The organism is Luteimonas changyuni (assembly GCF_039548395.1).
Lineage (GTDB): Bacteria > Pseudomonadota > Gammaproteobacteria > Xanthomonadales > Xanthomonadaceae > Luteimonas.
On the sequence record NZ_JBCLUZ010000013.1, the window covers coordinates 1 to 16634 of the forward strand.

Here is a 16634-nt window from a genome sequence, read left to right on the forward strand (position 1 = left end):
GGAGGCAGGGGGGATGCCCAGAGCCGGCCATGGATGGCCGGCGGCCGGAACTGGGAGCAGGATGCGCATATTCCGGCTGGGCATCCCCCCTGCCTCCACGGCGGGCAGCGCACACCCTCCCGGAAGACGACCAGCGGGCGTATCACCCGAAAGCGCCCCTCGATCGGGTGAAAAACCATGAAAAAAGGCCCGCGCCATGAGCGCGGGCCCGGCACCGGTCGAACCGGCACCACCCCATCAGTGGAACGCCTGGCTCAGCGGCGCTTGCCGGCTTCCAGTTCCGCACGGCTCAGGAAGCCGTCGCGGTTGTCGTCCGTCCATGCGAAGCGCTTCGACAGCCGCGGCATCTTCTCGTCGACCTCGACGCGGCTGAGCTTGCCGTCCTTGTTGAGGTCGGCGGCGGCAAATGCTTCGGCGAAGCGTTCCGCGTGCTTCGCGCGCATCTGCTGCTGCATGCGGTCGCGGTGGGCCGCCACCTCGCTGCGGACGATGTAGCCGTCCTTGTTGGTGTCGATGGCGTCGAAGTCGAAGCCCATGCGCGGGCCACTTTCGACGCCGTCGCGGGCCGGACGATCTGCACGATCAGCGCGCGCACGGCGCGGGGATTCGCCGGCACCGGCCTTCTCGCGCTGTGCAATGCGGGCGGCGCGCGCCTCTTCGCGAGCAGCCTTGGCGGCGTCGAACTCGGCGCGGCTGATGCGGCCGTCCTCGTCCGTGTCCATGCGCTCGATGCCGCCGCGCATGGCATGGCCGCCGCGGTGGCCGGAATGGCCTTTGCCGTGGCGCATCGGGCGCTCGCCCTTTGCGGCGCGCGGAGCATCGGTGCGGGCGTCACCTGTGGCGGTGGCGGTGGTGGCCTTGGTGGCACTGGTGGCCGGCGCGGACTGCGCGGCTGCCAGGCCTGCGGCACCAAGGGAAGCCACGGCCAGGGCGGTGGCGAAAAACAGGGCATGACGCTTCATGCGTGTCTCCTTTGCTCGCAGCGGCAGTGCTGCATGTGCATCGGTCAACGCGTGGCGCCGGACGTGGTTGACGGTCGGCCGTGGGCGTTCAGCTGGCAGCCGGTTCGCAGCCGCTGCGACGCCGCGCAGTATCCTGCCTGCATGCTTCGCGCCGTCCATGCATCTCCGCGCCGGGTTCGCCATGGCTGAGCCAGCGCCGCTGCGCCTGTTCCACACCGCCGAACACCCCTGCGGCTACTGGCCCGAACGCCCGGCCCGCGACCTGGTGCTTGATCCCGGCGATCCGCGCCTGGCCGAGTCCTATGCCCGCGCGCTGGCCTGGGGCTTCCGCCGCTCCGGCGACCTGGTCTATCGCCCGCACTGCCATGGCTGCCGTGCCTGCGTGCCGGTGCGCATCCCCGTGGCCGACTTCGTACCCAACCGCAGCCAGCGCCGCTGCCTGGTGCGCAATGCCGACGTGCAGGCGCGGATCCTGCCCGCGGACGAGAACGCGGAGCGCTTCGAGCTCTACCGCCGCTATCTCCTCGGCCGCCATCCGGGCGGCGGCATGGACGATCATGGCAAGGCGGAGTTCGCGCAGTTCCTGGTCGGCAGCTGGTCGCAGGGTCGCTTCCTCGAACTGCGCGCGGGCGGACGTCTGCTGGCGGTGGCTGTCACCGACCTGGTGGAGGATGCGCTGTCGGCGGTCTATACCTTCTACGACCCGGACGAGGCCGCGCGCGGCCTGGGCACGCTGGCGGTCCTGCAGCAGATCGCCTGGGCCCGGCGCGACGGCTATCGCCACCTTTACCTTGGCTACTGGATTCAAGGACACACAAAAATGGACTACAAGCGCAACTTCCAGACCCTCGAACACTTTGATGGCCGCAGTTGGCAAACCCTCCCGCGCGGGAGCAACGCATGAGCGCGCGCCTGGCCGCGCTGCTGTGCTGCGCGCTGCTTGCCGGCTGCGTGCGCGTCAACGTCCACGGAGACCCCGGACAGTCCATGACCCCGCCCCAGACCCTCCGCGTTGCCAGCTACAACGCATCGCTCTATTCCGATGACGCCGGCGGCCTGCTGCGGCGACTCGAATCCGACGACGCCGATGCGCGCAAGGTCGCCGCGGTGCTGCAGCGGGTCCGCCCCGACGTGGTGCTGGTCAACGAATTCGACTACGACGCCAGCGGCCGCGCGGCGGATGCCTTCCAGCGCGACTATCTGGATGTTCCGCAGCCCGGCGGCGGCGACCCGCTGCGCTACCCCTACCGCTACATCGCACCGGTCAACACCGGCGTGCCCAGCGGCCTGGACCTCGACCGCAGCGGACACGTCGGTGCCGGCGCCGCGCCCCCCGGCGAAGACGGGGCCGCCGCCCGCGGGCGCGGCAACGACGCCTGGGGCTATGGCCTGCACCCCGGGCAATACGGGATGCTGCTGCTGTCCATGCACCCGATTGATGCCGATGCGGCACGGACCTTCCAGCAGCTGCGCTGGAGCACGATGCCCGGTGCCGCGCGGCCGGTGGATCCAGGGACCGCTGCGCCCTGGTACGACGACGCCACCTGGGAGCAGTTGCGGCTGTCGTCGAAGTCGCACTGGGACGTGCCGGTACGCACGCCGCTGGGAACCGTGCACGTGCTGGCCTCGCATCCCACGCCGCCCGTATTCGACGGCCCCGAGGATCGCAACGGCGCGCGCAACCACGACGAGATCCGGCTGTGGCGCGAGTACATCGGCAGCGACGACGCACCCTGGCTGTGTGACGACGCCGGCCACTGCGGAGGACTCGCCCGGGAAGCGCGCTTCGTGATCCTCGGCGACCTCAACAACGATCCCGTCGACGGCGACGGTCGCCATGAGGCCATCATCGAACTGCTCGAACACCCGCGCGTGCTGCGCATGGCGACCCCGCGCAGCGAGGGCGCGGCGCACGCCGCCGGGGCCGACCGTCCGGATCGCCGCGGCAGCGTGGCCCATGCCACCGGCGACTTCGGCCCGCGTACCGGCCCGCTGCGCCTGGACTATGCGCTGCCTTCCGTCGGCTTCCGGGCGCTGGATTCAGGCGTGTACTGGCCGGCCCCGGGCGAGGACGGCGCCGCCATCGTCGACGGCAGCGACCACCGCCTGGTCTGGATCGACCTCACCAACTGAGCCAGGGCGCTTCGCAGCCGGGACCGCCGCGGGAGCGCCCCAACCACCTGGCCTCAGGGCGCGGGCTTGGCGGCCGCATCACCTTCGGCGGGGGCGGTCACCGCGGGCGAGGCGGTGTCGGCGCTTGCCGGCACCGCTTCGGCCGGTGCCTCCGCGGCCGGCGCCGAGGCGCCAATGACCGGCAGCGCCGCCTGGGCGGCGGCCTCGTAGCTGCGCGGCCCGAAGCCGAACATGCCGCCGCTTTGCCGCGACACGATCATCCGCACCATCGACGTCGGCACCATCAGCTCCAGGGCGACGTCATCACCCGTGGGCATGCGGCCTTTCATGGTCAGCTCGATCAATGCGCCGCCGGTGTCGACTTCGTCGCAGGGCACGTGCGGGCCAACCACCGGGCTGTCCTGGATGTAGGGCTTGATGGCGTCCCCCAGGGCTTCGATCGCCTGCGGGAAAAAGAACACGGCATAGCCGTCGCGGCCTTTCATCGGTGGCTGACTCCCTCGGATTCCAAGGTCGCCATCATCGCAGGTCGGCCGCGGATGCCCGCGACCGGCTTGACGAATAGATATCATTTAGATATCAATAATGTCAGCTCGCCCAACCACGGCCCCCCCGGAGAACGCCATGAAGGAAAACCCGATCCGCTCCCTGCCCGGCATTCCGATGCTGCTGCTCCTGGTCGTGGTCGCACTCGCCTGCGGCTGGCTCTTCTTCCAGGCGCTGGTCAACGGCGGCGCCGTGCTGCAGCTGGTTGCGGCGATCGCCATCGGCGGCATCGCGCTGTTCTGCCTTGCCGGCCTGTACATGGTCGAGCCCAACCAGTCGGCGGTGCTGAGCCTGTTCGGCAAGTACGTCGGCACCGTCCACGAGAACGGCCTGCGCTGGAACAATCCCTTCCTCACCAAGCGCAAGGTCTCGCTGCGCATCCGCAACTTCGAAAGCGGCAAGCTCAAGGTCAACGAGCTCGAGGGCAGCCCGATCGAGATCGCGGCGGTGATCGTGTGGAAGGTGGTGGATTCGGCCGAAGCGGTGTTCAACGTCGACGACTACGAAAGCTTCGTCCACATCCAATCCGAGGCGGCGCTCCGCGCCATGGCCACCACCCATCCCTACGACCAGCACGAGGACGGCCAGATGTCGCTGCGCAGCCATCCGGTCGAAATCTCCAACGAACTCAAGCAGCATCTGGACGAACGCCTGGGCTCGGCCGGCGTCGAAGTCCTGGAGGCGCGCATCAGCCACCTCGCCTACGCGCCCGAGATCGCGCAGGCCATGCTGCAGCGGCAGCAGGCCAACGCGGTGGTCGCGGCACGCACGCGCATCGTGGCCGGTGCCTGCGGCATGGTCGAACTGGCGCTGGCCGAGCTGGAGAAGAGCGGCGTGGTGACGCTGGACGAAGAACGCAAGGCCGCGATGGTCAGCAACCTGCTGGTGGTGCTGTGCAGCGACCGTGGCGCGCAGCCGGTGGTCAACTCCGGTTCGCTGTACTGATGGCGCGCCGTGGCTGAGAAAAAGGCCTATCCATTGCGCATCAATGCCGCGATCCTCGCGGCCGTGCAGCAGTGGGCGGACGACGACCTGCGCAGCGCCAATGCACAGATCGAATACCTGCTGCGCGAGGCGCTGCGCAAGGCCGGCCGGCTGCCCGAACGGGCCGCCGCCAGCGCCGCAAAAACGGAGGGAAAATGACAGTGTCCGATGACAGCAGCCGCCACGGCGCGGTTCACGACAACGATCCGGCCACGGCGCTGGTGCCGGCCTCGCCACGCGCGCAAGCCTGGCTGTTCGCGCTGGTGGTGATCCTGCCGCTGGTGCTGGTCGGCCTGACCGAGCTTTCAGGCAGCGGCAGCGGCGAAGGCCAGGAAGCGCTCGCGGTCCGCGCCTTCGCCAGCGTCGCCGCGCTCTGCGTGGTGCTCTGGGGCGCGCTGGCCGCGCTGGTGCGCCGCCATCGCCTGCAGCTGGACGCGGGCGGGCTGGAGGTCGCCACGACCTTCTATCGCCGCCGCTTCGATCTCGATGCACTGGATCTCGCACGCGCACGCGTGGTCGACATCGACGAGCGTCCCGAATTCCGCGCGATGCTCAGGACCAATGGCGTCTCCATTCCCGGCTTCCGCAGCGGCTGGTTCCGCCTGCGCAGCGGGCAACGGGCGCTGGTGGCTGCCAGTGGCGGAAAGCGCCTGCTGTGGATTCCCACCGCCGCCGGGCATGACCTGCTGCTGCAGCCCGAAAATCCGCAGGCGCTGCTCGACCGGCTGCGCGCAATGGCGGACAGCGGCGGCAGGCGCTAGCCTCCCGCCATGCGCGATCGCGACGCCATCCTCGCCAACACCCCGGACATCGAACTCTGGCCGGGCGGCGTGCTGCGCGCACGCGGCAACCGCGACGCCCGTGCCCTGGCCCGCGCGCGCACCGTACTGCGGCGCAAGCGCGACGGCACGCTGCTTGCCGCCGACCTGCCGGAAGGCCTGCTGCCGCTGGTGCCGCGCCTGGCGCGCGAAACCGGGATCGATGCCGCCCTCGACGTCCTCGAGCATCCGCCGCTTCGGGGCCTGCGCACCGGGATCGACGTGGTGCCGACCCTGCCGCCGACGCGCCTGGCCACGCGCCTGGAGGCCTTGGGCATCGACGGCGATGCCTATGCCGCGCGCACTGGACTCGCGCTGGAGTCCGAACCCGCGTGGCTGGACCTGGCCGGCCATGACCGCTACCGCCGCGCGCTGTGGCTGCGCGTGGACGCCGCGCGCGGCTGGCGGCACCTGGTCGGCGCTGCCGCACGCGACGGCATCGCGCTGGAAGCCGTGTCCGGCTACCGCAGCCACGACTACCAGGCCGGCATCATCGAGCGCAAGCTCGCGCGCGGGATCGCCATCGACGAGATCCTCGCCGTCAACGCCGCCCCCGGCTGGTCCGAACACCATTCCGGCCGCGCCATCGACATCAGCACGCCCGGCGAGCCGGCGGCCGAGGAATCCTTCGAGCAGACCGCGGCGTTCGCGTGGCTCCGCTCCCATGCCGCGGCGCTCGGCTTCACCATGAGCTATCCGCGCGACAACCCGCACGGCATCGTCCACGAGCCCTGGCACTGGCGCTACGATGGGGCCGCGCGAATCGATTGAGATCGCGGCCGGCTGCAGCTACATTGACGGCAACGAACACCATAGCCGCCAGCCCACCCGCGCCCCGGCCGACGCGAGACGTCGCCCGGGGCGCGTTGCTGGCGGCAAGCGCATTGTCAGGAGACGCACGCGTGAACACCCGACCCAAGATCACCATCTCGACGCTGGATTCCGAGCGCCTTGAGAGCCTGCTCGAATCCCTTCCCGACGGCGCCTTTCCCGGCCGCGACGCGCTCGAGGCCGAACTGCTTCGCGCCGACGTGGTCGCGCCCAAGGACGTCCCGGCCACCACGGTGACCATGAACTCCACCGTCCGCTTCCGCGTGGGGCCGGACGAGAGCTTCCTGCTCACCCTGGTCTATCCGCGCGATGCCAACGGCAGCGCCGACCGCATCTCGGTGCTGGCGCCGGTGGGCAGCGCCCTGCTCGGGCTCTCCCAGGGCGACGAAATGGAATGGCCCAAGCCCGGCGGCGGCGCCATCAAGGTGCTGATCGAGGAAGTGACCTACCAGCCCGAGCGCGCGGGCGAGTACCACCGCTGAACACCGGTCGGCGCATCGGAGCCATGGTCGCCGCCAGGCATCCTCGCCACCGGAGTGCTCAAGGGGCCTGAAGCGGCCCGGGGCCGACATTCGGCCCGAGCACTTCGCGCAGAAACGGCACCGTCACCCGCCGCTGCGCCGCCAGCGATGCCCGGTCCAGCGCATCAAGCTGGGTCGTCAGACCGGCCAGGTCACGTCCGGCACGCCTGAGCAACCAGCCGATCGCGGCCTCGTCGAACTGCAGGCCGCGCCTTCGCGCCCGCAGTCGCAGCACCTGGGCGCGGCCGGCGTCGTCCAGCGGCTGCAAGGGGATGCGTACGCACTGCGCCAACCGAGAGCGAAGGTCCGGCAGCCCGGGAGGCAGCGCCGCCGGGGCCGCGGACGCGGCGTAGAGCACGCTGCCTCCCGCGGCGCGGGCGCGGTTGTGGAACTCGAACAGTGCGACCTCGTCGCCACCCCGGCCGGCGATCGCCTCGAGCCCGTCCAAAGCGACCAGTCCGGGGCCATCGCCCAGCGATTCCAGCGCTTCATGCAAGCGTCCGGCGGCCAGTGCCAGCGGAAGATAGGTTGCACGGCGTCCCATGGCATCGGCTTGCGCACATGCCGCCAGCGCCAGGTGCGTCTTGCCGGTGCCCGCCGCGCCGTCGAGGTACAGCCAGTCGCCGCTGCCGGCGGCCAGCATGCGCAGCTGCCCGATCGCAGCAGGCGGCGCATCCACGAAGGTGTCGAAACGCTGGTCCGGGGGATAGCGCAGCGCGAGCGGCAGCTGCCGGTTCACGCGCCGTCGCGGCCGGGTCCCGGCCCGGCGTTCCTCGCCGGCACATCGGCGGGATCCGCCGGCGCCCCGGCCGTGGCCGTGGCCGGCACCAGCAGCTGCGCCGGCAGCCCACCGGCCACGCCAACGCTGGTGTCCACCACCACCTCCAGGTCGGCCCCGGCGGCGCGGCCGGCATAGAGCCTGCTGGCGGTGTAGCGCTCATGTGCGAAACGCAGCATGACGTTGACCACCGCCGCCCCCGGCAGCGCGATCAGCATGCCCACGAAGCCGAACAGCACGCCACCGGCCATCACCGCGAAGATCACCGCCACCGGATGCAGCCCGATGCGGTCGCCGACCAGCTTCGGCGTCAGCCAGTAGCTTTCGATCAGCTGGCCCAGGCCGAACACCACGGACACGCCCAGCAGGTGCTGCCAGTCCCCGTACTCGATCAGCGCCGCGATGATGCCCAGGACGATGCCGGTGGCCGGGCCGATGTAGGGAATGAAAGTGAACAGTCCGGCGATCAGGCCGATGAGCAGGCCCAGCTCCAGGCCCACGAGCCACAGGCCGAGGCCGTACATCACGCCCAGGATCACCATCACCAGGAACTGCCCGCGCAGGAAGCCGCCCAGCACGTCGCTGGACTCGCGCGCCAGCCGGCTGGCCGTGTCCACATGGTCACGGGGGATCACCGAGGCCACGCGCTCCACCATGAGGTCCCAGTCGCGCAGGAAAAAGAAGGTGATGACCGGGATCAGCACGATGTTGACCGCCCAGGTCACCATCGCCATGCCCGAACGCGAGACCACGCCCAGGGCGGTCGCGGCGATGCCGCCGGCGCGCTCGGAGTGTTCGCGGAAGAAGTCCAGGATCCGCGCCGGATCCATCCAGGCGTCGATGTCGACTCCCGTGCGCGCCTCCAGCCACGGCAGCGCGGTCTGCAACAGCCAGTCGCGATAGTCCGGCAGGGCTTCGCCCAGGATACTGATCTGGCGCGCGATCATCGGCACCAGGATCACCAGCGCAAGCACCAGGAACAGCACCATCACGGTGAACACCATGACCACCGCGACGTTGCGCGAGCGCCCCGACTCCTCGAGCCGGTCGACCAGCGGATCGCCCATCCACGCCAGCAGAGCCGCGAACACGAACGGCGTCAGCACCGGGCCCAGCCGCCATACCAGCCAGCCGATGACGCAGAGCAGCAGTGCCCACTGCAGGCGGATGAGGAAGCGCGAAACCACCACGTTGGCGTGCTCGTCCATGATCCGGGGCCTCAGCGCAGGTAGAACTCGGGCGGCACGCCTTCGATATTGCCGCCCGACTCGACCAGCACCGTTTCATCCAGCACCCGACGGAAGCCCGCGAGGCCGGTCAGCAGGTCGAGTTCGAGTTCGAGGCTGTTGGGGGTCGCGCGCAGCGGCCGGATGCCGCGCACCACCGAGGTGGACTGCAGCCAGGAGGACAGGCGCACGAAGTCGTTGGCGCTGTTGATGCCGGTCACCACCACGCGTTCGACACCGGGCTCGCCCACGGGGCTGGCCTTGGCATAGCGGCGCACCAGCGCATTGGCCGCACCATCCGCGCCCGAGGCGATGGCGCGGCGCGCCTGCCCGTCTTCTTCGGACCAGGTCGCGAGCACGCGGCCGTCGTCGATGAACGTCCAATCGGCCTTCCAGCCGCCACCGGCGCGATAGAGCTTGCCGACCAGCTGCATCGGCGGGCTGTAGCGCGCGGAAATGCGCGAGATCGCCGCGGTGTCGCCACGCCAGATCGCGCCCACTGCGGCCTTCTCGGCGGCCGTGCCGTTGGGCAGGCCGAGGCGGTAGCCACGCTCGATCGCCCGGTCCAGCACCGGCCGCGCCACGTTGTTCTGACCCAGCGCAACCAGGCGCGGGCCGCTGCCATCGTCGATCGCCAGCCACAGCACGGGCTTCGGCCGCGGCTCCGGCCACAGCGGCAGGCCGAGCGCGCCGGCAATGGCGTTGACCTCGTCCTCGCGGAAACGCACCACCAGCACCGTGCTGTAGGTCGGCGAACCGGCGGCCGAGCGGCCTTCGTCCTGGCGGTAGTCGTAGCCTTCGACGAAATCACCCGCGCGACGCAGTTCGCGCGAAACCCCCGGACGCCTGGCGACGCCGGCATCGCCCGAAAGCTTGCCCAGGACCTGGGCCAGCGCGCGCGAGAAACCGGACTGCCGCGCCGCCTCCGTCTGGCTGCCAACCGTGACTTCGGCCTGGTAGAGGCCGCTGGCCCCGGCGCGATCGCCCTCCACGCGCTGGGCATGGGCCCAGCCCGGGAGCAGAAGTGCGAGGAGCAGCGCGAGCAGCAACGCCTTGGGCATCGTCGTTCCCTGGACCAGTGTCAGGCAGGGATGGTGCCGCAGCCGCGCCGCCGCGTCCATGAAGTTGGCCCGGAGGCTGCTAAAATTCCCGTTTTCCCGCGCGGCGAGCCATCGTGACCAGCCCCACTCCGCTGACCTACCGTGACGCCGGCGTCGACATCGACGCAGGCAATGAAGTCGTCGAACGCATCAAGCCGCTGGTGAAGCGGACCTTCCGTCCCGAGGTGATGGGTGGGCTGGGCGGCTTCGGCGCGCTGTTCGACCTGTCGGGCAAGTACCGCGAGCCGGTGCTCGTCTCGGGTACCGACGGCGTCGGCACCAAGCTCAAGCTGGCGCAGCAGCTCGGCCGCCACGACACGATCGGCATCGACCTGGTCGGCATGTGCGTCAACGACGTGCTGGTGCAGGGCGCCGAACCGCTGTTCTTCCTCGACTACTTCGCCACCGGCAAGCTCGACATCGACGCCACGGTGGCGGTGGTCGGCGGCATCGCGAAGGGCTGCGAGCTGGCGGGATGCGCGCTGATCGGCGGCGAGACCGCGGAAATGCCCGACATGTACGCCCCGGGCGAGTACGACCTGGCCGGTTTCACCGTGGGTGCGGTCGAGAAGTCCGAGCTGCGCGACGGTAGCCGCGTGGCCGCCGGCGACGTGCTCATCGGCATCGCCTCAAGCGGCCCGCATTCCAACGGCTATTCGCTGATCCGCCGCATCTACGACCGCGCCGGCCGCCCCGGCGACACCGACCTTGGCGGCGTGCGCCTGGAAGACGCGCTGATGGCGCCCACCGCGCTGTACGTGAAGCCGGTGCTGGAGCTGCTGCGCGGCGCCGAGGGCGCGTCCATCCACGCCATGGCACACATCACCGGCGGCGGCCTGACCGAGAACATCGTGCGCGTGGTGCCCGAGGGGCTGGGCGTCGACATCGATGCCGGCGCCTGGGCGATGCCCGCGGTGTTCGAATGGCTGCAGCGCGAAGGCGCAGTGGCTGCCGAGGAAATGTGGCGCACGTTCAACTGCGGCATCGGCTTCGTGCTGGTGGTGGACCCGGCGCGTGCGCCTGCGGTTTCGGCCGCGCTCGACGCGCTGTCGCTCGCGCACTGGACGATCGGGTCGGTGCTGCCGGCCGATGCCGGCGCGCCCCGCGTGCGCATCGGCTGAGCGCACTGTCCGTGGCCGCAACCCCGCGCCTGGCGGTGCTGGCCTCGGGCCGCGGCAGCAACCTGCAGGCGATTCTCGACGCGGTCGCCGAAGGTCGCCTGCATGCGCGGGTGGCCGGGGTCTTCGGTGACCGCCCCAGGGCGTTTGCGCTGGAGCGCGCGCGCGACGCGGGCATCCCGGCGCACGCACTGCGGCCCCGCGACTTCGCCAGCCGCGGCGAGTTCGACGCTGCACTGTTCGCGGCGGTTGCAGCCGTGGAGCCGGACTTCATCGTCTGTGCCGGGTACATGCGCCTGCTCGGGGCCGACGCGATCGCGCCCTGGGAGGGACGGATCGTCAACATCCACCCATCGCTGCTGCCGGCGTTCAAGGGCCTGGACACGCATGCACGGGCGCTGGAGGCCGGAATCGCGGAACACGGCGCCAGCCTGCACTTCGTCAGCGCCGACCTCGACGGCGGCCCGGTGATTGCGCAGGCGCGGGTGCCCGTGCTGCCCGGAGACGATGCGGATGCCCTCGCGCAACGCGTCCTCGCGGTCGAGCATCCGCTCATGATCTCGGCGCTGGAGCTCTTGTGCACCGGCCGCATCCGCCTTCGGGGCACCGCGGTCGAGTTCGACGGCCAGGTCCTGCAGGCACCGCTTCAGCTGGCAGCCAACCGCCTGCGGGCATGATCCGCCGGTCATGAACACCTTCTTCCATATCGGACTGGCGGCCCTGTTTGCCGTCTGCGCGCCAGCGCCCGCGGCGGCCAGCCAGGTCGCCGTCCCCGCCGCGTCGGCGCCTTCAACGGACGCGGACGCCCCCGATGACGATGGCCCACCCGCGCTGCAGCCCTTCATCGCGACCTACGACGCCTGGAACCAGGGCAAGCCCGCCGGCACCGCCAGCATGCGCCTCGCGCGCCTGGATGGCGGGCGCTGGCAGGTCGACCTCGACGTGACCGGAAACCGCGGCCTTGCCCGCTGGATCCGGCTGGATATCGACCAGGACACCGTGTTCGACGTGGTCGATGATCGCTATCGCCCACTCCGCCAGAGCACCCGGCGCAAGGCGCTGTTCATGGGCCGCGAGGTCGAGGGCGTGTACGACTGGGATGCGGGCTTCGCCAAGTGGAGCGGTGACATCAAGCAGACACGGCGGGAGCCGGTGGCGCTGCAGCCGGGCGACATGAGTGGCCTGCTGATCAACCTCGCGATCGTCCGCGATGCCGAGCCCGGGCGAAGCCTTGGCTACCGGTTCGTGGACGGTGGCCGCGTGCGTGACCACCGGTACTCGGTGGCCGAGGTCGCCGAACACGTCGAAGTCGACGGCCTGTCCTACCGGGCCATGCGGGTTTCACGCACCAACGGCGGCAATGATGAAACGATCTTCTGGGTGGCGCGCGGCGTTCCCACGCCGATCCGCATCCTGCAGAGGGAAAACGGCGAAGACGCCATCGACCTGCGGCTGGTCGAATACCAAGGAGTCCAATAGATGCAGTACATCAAGTCCCTGCGCGGCCGTGCCGCGATGATCGGTGCCGGCCTGTCGCTCGCACTGGCATTCACGCCCGCGCTCGCGATCGAAGCATTCAGCGCCGATTACCAGGCCAATTACATGGGCATGGAAGCGACCGCGAAAATGACCCTCGCCAGCGTTGGCAAGGATCGTTGGGAATACCGCATCGACATCGGCGGCATGGGCGCGGAGCTGGAACAGAGCACCACGTTCGAAGTCGACGGCAAGCAATGGCGCCCGATCAAGAGTGTCGACAGCCAGCGCGGCACCAGCGGCCTCGCGGCGATGTTGGTCAAGCGCAAGACAGTGACCGCCGACTACGACTGGGACCGCGGCGAAGCGCGCTGGACCGGCGACATCAAGGACGATCGCGCGGGGCCGGTGAAACTGCGCGCCGGCGATCTCGACGGCATGCTGATGAACCTGGTCCTGGTGCGCGACGTGGCCGCGGGCAAGCCACTCGACTACCGCCTGGTCGAGGACGGCCGGGTCAAGCGCCAGACCTTCCAGGTCGCCGGCGAAGAAGCCATCCAGGTCGGCGGCCAATCGCACCAGGCCACGCGAGTGGTGCGCAAGGACGGCAAGCGCGAAATCATCGCCTGGGTCGTGGATGGCCTGCCGGTGCCGGCGCGGGTGCTGCAGCGCCGGGATGGCAAGGACCACATCGACCTGAAGCTGACCGCCGTCAACTGACCCGCACCCCCGGACCGAAACCCGCGGCATGCATATGACAAAGGGCCCTGCATCGCGGGGCCCTTTTTGTATGGTTCTCTTCCGATTCGGGCGCGCTGCGGCAGCAGGCCGATGGGGCCCCAATTGCGTGGGGCTTTCGGGTGATTTGGCCCGCTGGTCGTCTTCCGGGAGGGAGCGCGCTGCCCGCCGCGGACGCAGGGGGGATGCCCAGCCGGAATATGCGCATCCTGCTCCCAGTTCCGGCCGCCGGCCATTCATGGCCGGCTCTGGGCATCCCCCCTGCATCCACGGCGGGCCCGGACCTTTTGCGCGGTGGTGGACGGGGGCAACGTTGACGCAGATGTCGCAACCGGGCGGTCGTCACCGGATCAAGCGGGCCAGCCACCCCACGCCCAATGCCACGAGCGCGAGCGCGCCCGCTCTTGATCTCCTTCCCGAAGCAGGAAAACGCCACGGCCCGTCCCGTGCACAGGGGGTGTGCGGAGAGCCGGCCATGGATGGCCGGCGCCCGGCCGCTGGGAGCAGGACGCGGAGACGGCCGGCGCAGCACACCCCCTGTGCGCGGGACGGGCAGCGCGGACTACAACGGAGAAATGCACGAGACGAGCAGCGCGCACCACAACGGAGAAATGCGCGGGACGGCAGCGCGGACCAGGACGGAGCAGCTCCCGGCCCAACAACGCTCCAACTGTCACCTCAGCACCGCAGGGTCTCGAGAAGAAGCAGCCACCCTGCCAGGCCAGCCGTACGCCCCCCTCAATCGGAAGAAGAACCTTTGGTGTCCGCCTCAGTCGATGCGGCGGATCCGCGCGCCCAGCCCGGACAGCTTGCGCTCGATGTGCTCGTAGCCGCGGTCCAGGTGGTAGACCCGATCAATCACCGTCTCGCCCTCGGCCACCAGCCCGGCCAGCACCAGCGACGCCGAGGCACGCAGATCGGTGGCCATCACCGGCGCACCGCTCAGGCGCTCGACGCCGGTGACCGTGGCCCGGTTGCCGTCGACGTGGATCTCCGCGCCCAGGCGCATGAGTTCGTTCACGTGCATGAAGCGGTTCTCGAAGATCGTTTCGTCGATCGTCGCCACGCCTTCGGCGATGCAGTCCATGGCCATGAACTGCGCCTGCATGTCGGTGGGGAACGCGGGGTGCGGCGCGGTGGTGATGTCGACCGCGCGCGGCCGGCGGCCGCGCATGTCGGCGGTGATGCGGCCGCCATCGATGGTGATGTCGGCGCCGGCGGCGGCAAGACGTTCCAGCACAGCGTCCATGGTGTCCGGCCGCGCATGGGTCACCGTGACCCGGCCGCCGGTGATGGCCGCGGCCACGAGGAACGTGCCCGCTTCGATGCGATCGGCGACCACGTCATGGCGCGCCCCGTGCAGGCGGTCGACGCCGCGGACGATGATGCGCGAATCGCCCGCGCCTTCGATATCGGCGCCCATCGCCAGCAGGCAGTCTGCGAGGTCGACGATTTCCGGCTCGCGCGCGGCGTTGTCGATCACCGTCGTGCCCTGCGCGAGCGTCGCCGCCATCAGCAGGTTTTCGGTCGCGCCCACGCTCACCGTGTCGAACACCACGTGCCCGCCCTGCAGGCGGCCGGCACGCGCGTTGATGAAGCCGTGTTCGACCGTGATCCGCGCGCCCAGCGCTTCCAGCGCGCGGATGTGCAGGTCGACCGGACGCGAGCCGATGGCACAGCCGCCGGGGAGTGCGACCTCGGCGGCGCCGTGGCGGGCGACCAGTGGCCCCAGCACCAGCACCGATGCGCGCATGGTGCGCACCAGCTCGTAGGGTGCGATGTGGCTGTCGACGCTGCGCGGGTCGACCACCATGTGGCTGCCGTCGGCATCGTGGGTGACGCCGGCACCCAGCCCGTCAAGCACGCGCGCGGTCGTGACCACGTCGTGCAGGTGAGGCACGTTGCCGATCTCCACCGGCTCGTCGGCCAGCAGCGTCGCGCACAGGATGGGCAGCACGGCGTTCTTGGCGCCGGACACGCGGACCTCGCCCTCCAGGGCCACGCCGCCTTCAACAACGATCTTCTGCATCAGGCCGGCCGCGGCTCGTCCGGCGTCACCGTGCGCAGCGCCAGGGCGTGGATCTCGTTGCCCATCAGAGCGCCCAGGGTGGCGTAGACCATGCGGTGGCGCGCCAGCGGCAGGCGACCGGCGAAGTCCGGATGCACCACCAGCGCTTCGAAATGCACGCCGTCATCGCCGCGCACCTCGACCTCCGCGCCGGGCAGGCCCTGTTCGATGAGATTGCGGATGGTGTCTGCGTTCAAGGCGTCGTCCCGGTCATGAAGGGCATGTAAGCGGCCTGTCCGCGCCGGCGCGGCGGGCCGCAGGCCGGGGGACAAATCCGCGTAAGATGAACGGGTTAGCATAACCAATAAGGGCCCGGCCCGTAATGTCCGGCACCAGCAAACAGTCCGAGAACGCCGCGCCCGCGCATGATTTCGCGGCAAGTGGCCGCCGCGTGTTCGACATCGAGGCCCGCGGCCTCGCGGCCGTGGCCGCGCGCATCGACGGCGATTTCTCGCGCGCCTGCAGCCTGCTCCTGGCCTGCAGCGGCCGCGTGGTCTGCACGGGAATGGGCAAGTCCGGCCACGTGGCGCGCAAGATCGCCGCCACCCTGGCCTCCACCGGCACGCCCGCCTTCTATGTCCACCCCGGCGAGGCCGGCCACGGCGACCTCGGCATGGTCACCGATGCCGACATCGTGCTGGCGCTCTCGTACTCGGGCGAATCCGACGAACTGCTGCAGCTGCTGCCGGTGCTCAAGCGCCAGGGCAACGCACTGGTGGCGATGACCGGGCGCACCGGCTCCACGCTCGCCCGGGCGGCGGCCGTGCACCTCGACGTCAGCGTGCCCGAGGAGGCCTGTCCGCTGCACCTGGCGCCGACCTCCAGCACCACCGCCTCGCTGGCGATGGGCGATGCGCTCGCGGTGGCCCTGCTCGAGGCGCGCGGCTTCACCGCCGACGACTTCGCCCGCTCGCACCCCGCCGGCGCGCTCGGGCGCCGCCTGTTGCTGCACATTGCCGACGTCATGCACACCGGCGACGCCGTGCCCCGCGTCCACGCCGACGCCACCGTGAGCGAAGCGCTGGCCGAGATCAGCCGCAAGATGCTGGGTATGACCGCCGTGGTCGATGGCGACGGCCGCCTGCTAGGCCTGTATACCGACGGCGACCTGCGCCGCAGCCTGGACGCCGGCATCGACGTGCGCAGCACCGCGATCTCGGACGTGATGACCCGCGACCCGCGGACCATCGGCGCCGACGCGCTTGCCGTCGAGGCCGCACAGCTGATGGAAGCGCACAAGATCGGTGCCCTGGTGGTGGTGGACGGCGCGGGTCGCGCGGTCGGCGCGCTGAACATTCACGACCTGTTGCGCGCGCGCGTGGTGTGATCGCGCGT

General features: G+C 70.3%; 19 protein-coding genes. 12 read left to right on the forward strand and 7 right to left on the reverse strand.

What is annotated here, in order from left to right; translation table 11 throughout:
- Window positions 1–254: 254 nt before the first annotated feature.
- On the reverse strand, window positions 255–962 hold the full coding sequence (locus WCD84_RS07070; protein ID WP_343280890.1) for a hypothetical protein: 708 nt from the start codon (window positions 960–962) through the stop codon (window positions 255–257).
- A gap of 181 nt (window positions 963–1143) precedes the next feature.
- Between WCD84_RS07070 and WCD84_RS07075 the strand changes: the two genes are divergently transcribed.
- Together WCD84_RS07075 and WCD84_RS07080 are read left to right on the forward strand one after the other, a co-directional pair.
- Window positions 1144–1866 carry an arginyltransferase gene (locus WCD84_RS07075; RefSeq protein WP_343277653.1) on the forward strand — a complete coding sequence of 241 codons (723 nt, stop codon included), beginning with the start codon at window positions 1144–1146 and terminating at the stop codon, window positions 1864–1866.
- On the forward strand, window positions 1863–3095 hold the full coding sequence (locus tag WCD84_RS07080; protein WP_343280891.1) for an endonuclease/exonuclease/phosphatase family protein: 1233 nt from the start codon (window positions 1863–1865) through the stop codon (window positions 3093–3095). Before WCD84_RS07075 ends, WCD84_RS07080 begins: the two co-directional genes overlap by 4 nt.
- A gap of 53 nt (window positions 3096–3148) precedes the next feature.
- Here the strand turns inward: WCD84_RS07080 and WCD84_RS07085 are convergent, their stop codons facing one another.
- Window positions 3149–3580 carry a hypothetical protein gene (locus WCD84_RS07085; RefSeq protein WP_343280892.1) on the reverse strand — a complete coding sequence of 144 codons (432 nt, stop codon included), beginning with the start codon at window positions 3578–3580 and terminating at the stop codon, window positions 3149–3151.
- A gap of 139 nt (window positions 3581–3719) precedes the next feature.
- Between WCD84_RS07085 and WCD84_RS07090 the strand changes: the two genes are divergently transcribed.
- The 5 genes from WCD84_RS07090 (at window position 3720) to rnk (ending at window position 6756) form a co-directional block, all read left to right on the forward strand.
- A complete protein-coding gene (locus WCD84_RS07090) occupies window positions 3720–4586 on the forward strand; it encodes an SPFH domain-containing protein (RefSeq protein ID WP_343255655.1) in 867 nt (288 codons plus the stop codon).
- A 9-nt stretch (window positions 4587–4595) separates the two neighbouring features.
- A complete protein-coding gene (locus tag WCD84_RS07095) occupies window positions 4596–4784 on the forward strand; it encodes an Arc family DNA binding domain-containing protein (RefSeq protein ID WP_343255656.1) in 189 nt (62 codons plus the stop codon).
- The gene (locus tag WCD84_RS07100) at window positions 4781–5386 is read left to right on the forward strand and encodes a PH domain-containing protein (RefSeq protein WP_343280893.1); all 606 of its coding nucleotides are present in this window, start codon (window positions 4781–4783) and stop codon (window positions 5384–5386) included. The genes WCD84_RS07095 and WCD84_RS07100 overlap by 4 nt, the downstream gene beginning before the upstream one ends.
- A 9-nt stretch (window positions 5387–5395) precedes the next feature.
- On the forward strand, window positions 5396–6214 hold the full coding sequence (locus WCD84_RS07105) for a M15 family metallopeptidase (protein WP_343280894.1): 819 nt from the start codon (window positions 5396–5398) through the stop codon (window positions 6212–6214).
- Window positions 6215–6345: 131 nt separating this feature from the next.
- Entirely contained in the window at window positions 6346–6756 is a 411-nt protein-coding gene (gene rnk / locus WCD84_RS07110) for a nucleoside diphosphate kinase regulator (protein ID WP_343255659.1), read from the forward strand.
- 58 nt (window positions 6757–6814) lie between these two features.
- On the opposite strand, the gene hda is transcribed toward rnk, so the two are convergent.
- From hda to WCD84_RS07125, 3 genes are read right to left on the reverse strand one after another with little or no spacing between them, the layout of a single operon-like run.
- A complete protein-coding gene (gene hda / locus WCD84_RS07115) occupies window positions 6815–7534 on the reverse strand; it encodes a DnaA regulatory inactivator Hda (RefSeq protein ID WP_343280895.1) in 720 nt (239 codons plus the stop codon).
- Window positions 7531–8781: an AI-2E family transporter gene (locus tag WCD84_RS07120; RefSeq protein WP_449280076.1), complete on the reverse strand. Its 1251-nt coding sequence runs from the start codon at window positions 8779–8781 to the stop codon at window positions 7531–7533. Before WCD84_RS07120 ends, hda begins: the two co-directional genes overlap by 4 nt.
- An 11-nt stretch (window positions 8782–8792) precedes the next feature.
- Window positions 8793–9860, reverse strand: a complete 1068-nt coding sequence (locus tag WCD84_RS07125) for a DUF2066 domain-containing protein (RefSeq protein WP_343277646.1) — start codon at window positions 9858–9860, stop codon at window positions 8793–8795.
- 113 nt (window positions 9861–9973) lie between these two features.
- Here WCD84_RS07125 and purM point away from each other — a divergent pair, with 113 nt between their 5' ends.
- The 4 genes from purM to WCD84_RS07145 are packed head-to-tail and all read left to right on the forward strand — an operon-like array spanning window position 9974 to window position 13213.
- Window positions 9974–11020, forward strand: a complete 1047-nt coding sequence (gene purM, locus WCD84_RS07130; protein ID WP_343280896.1) for a phosphoribosylformylglycinamidine cyclo-ligase — start codon at window positions 9974–9976, stop codon at window positions 11018–11020.
- A gap of 11 nt (window positions 11021–11031) precedes the next feature.
- Window positions 11032–11694 (forward strand): phosphoribosylglycinamide formyltransferase, encoded by a 663-nt coding sequence (purN, locus tag WCD84_RS07135; protein ID WP_343280897.1) that lies wholly within the window; start codon window positions 11032–11034, stop codon window positions 11692–11694.
- 10 nt (window positions 11695–11704) lie between these two features.
- A complete protein-coding gene (locus WCD84_RS07140; protein WP_343280898.1) occupies window positions 11705–12496 on the forward strand; it encodes a DUF3108 domain-containing protein in 792 nt (263 codons plus the stop codon).
- Window positions 12497–13213: a DUF3108 domain-containing protein gene (locus WCD84_RS07145; protein ID WP_343280899.1), complete on the forward strand. Its 717-nt coding sequence runs from the start codon at window positions 12497–12499 to the stop codon at window positions 13211–13213. It abuts the gene before it with no gap.
- 787 nt (window positions 13214–14000) lie between these two features.
- On the opposite strand, the gene murA is transcribed toward WCD84_RS07145, so the two are convergent.
- Together murA and WCD84_RS07155 are read right to left on the reverse strand one after the other, a co-directional pair.
- Window positions 14001–15260, reverse strand: a complete 1260-nt coding sequence (gene murA, locus WCD84_RS07150) for a UDP-N-acetylglucosamine 1-carboxyvinyltransferase (protein ID WP_343280900.1) — start codon at window positions 15258–15260, stop codon at window positions 14001–14003.
- On the reverse strand, window positions 15260–15496 hold the full coding sequence (locus WCD84_RS07155) for a BolA family protein (RefSeq protein ID WP_343255667.1): 237 nt from the start codon (window positions 15494–15496) through the stop codon (window positions 15260–15262). The genes murA and WCD84_RS07155 overlap by 1 nt, the downstream gene beginning before the upstream one ends.
- Window positions 15497–15621: 125 nt before the next feature.
- On the opposite strand from WCD84_RS07155, the gene WCD84_RS07160 reads away from it, so the two are divergent.
- Window positions 15622–16626 carry a KpsF/GutQ family sugar-phosphate isomerase gene (locus tag WCD84_RS07160; protein WP_343280901.1) on the forward strand — a complete coding sequence of 335 codons (1005 nt, stop codon included), beginning with the start codon at window positions 15622–15624 and terminating at the stop codon, window positions 16624–16626.
- Window positions 16627–16634: the final 8 nt, after the last annotated feature.

Excerpts from the sequence above, each read along its gene's own strand:
- WCD84_RS07070 (WP_343280890.1), bottom strand. The coding sequence starts at position 962 with ATGAAGCGTCATGCCCTGTTTTTCGCCACCGCCCTGGCCGTGGCTTCC.
- WCD84_RS07075 (WP_343277653.1), top strand. The coding sequence starts at position 1,144 with ATGGCTGAGCCAGCGCCGCTGCGCCTGTTCCACACCGCCGAACACCCC.
- WCD84_RS07080 (WP_343280891.1), top strand. The coding sequence starts at position 1,863 with ATGAGCGCGCGCCTGGCCGCGCTGCTGTGCTGCGCGCTGCTTGCCGGC.
- WCD84_RS07085 (WP_343280892.1), bottom strand. The coding sequence starts at position 3,580 with ATGAAAGGCCGCGACGGCTATGCCGTGTTCTTTTTCCCGCAGGCGATC.
- WCD84_RS07090 (WP_343255655.1), top strand. The coding sequence starts at position 3,720 with ATGAAGGAAAACCCGATCCGCTCCCTGCCCGGCATTCCGATGCTGCTG.
- WCD84_RS07100 (WP_343280893.1), top strand. The coding sequence starts at position 4,781 with ATGACAGTGTCCGATGACAGCAGCCGCCACGGCGCGGTTCACGACAAC.
- WCD84_RS07105 (WP_343280894.1), top strand. The coding sequence starts at position 5,396 with ATGCGCGATCGCGACGCCATCCTCGCCAACACCCCGGACATCGAACTC.
- WCD84_RS07120 (WP_449280076.1), bottom strand. The coding sequence starts at position 8,781 with ATGGACGAGCACGCCAACGTGGTGGTTTCGCGCTTCCTCATCCGCCTG.
- WCD84_RS07125 (WP_343277646.1), bottom strand. The coding sequence starts at position 9,860 with ATGCCCAAGGCGTTGCTGCTCGCGCTGCTCCTCGCACTTCTGCTCCCG.
- WCD84_RS07140 (WP_343280898.1), top strand. The coding sequence starts at position 11,705 with ATGAACACCTTCTTCCATATCGGACTGGCGGCCCTGTTTGCCGTCTGC.
- WCD84_RS07145 (WP_343280899.1), top strand. The coding sequence starts at position 12,497 with ATGCAGTACATCAAGTCCCTGCGCGGCCGTGCCGCGATGATCGGTGCC.
- murA (WP_343280900.1), bottom strand. The coding sequence starts at position 15,260 with ATGCAGAAGATCGTTGTTGAAGGCGGCGTGGCCCTGGAGGGCGAGGTC.
- WCD84_RS07160 (WP_343280901.1), top strand. The coding sequence starts at position 15,622 with ATGTCCGGCACCAGCAAACAGTCCGAGAACGCCGCGCCCGCGCATGAT.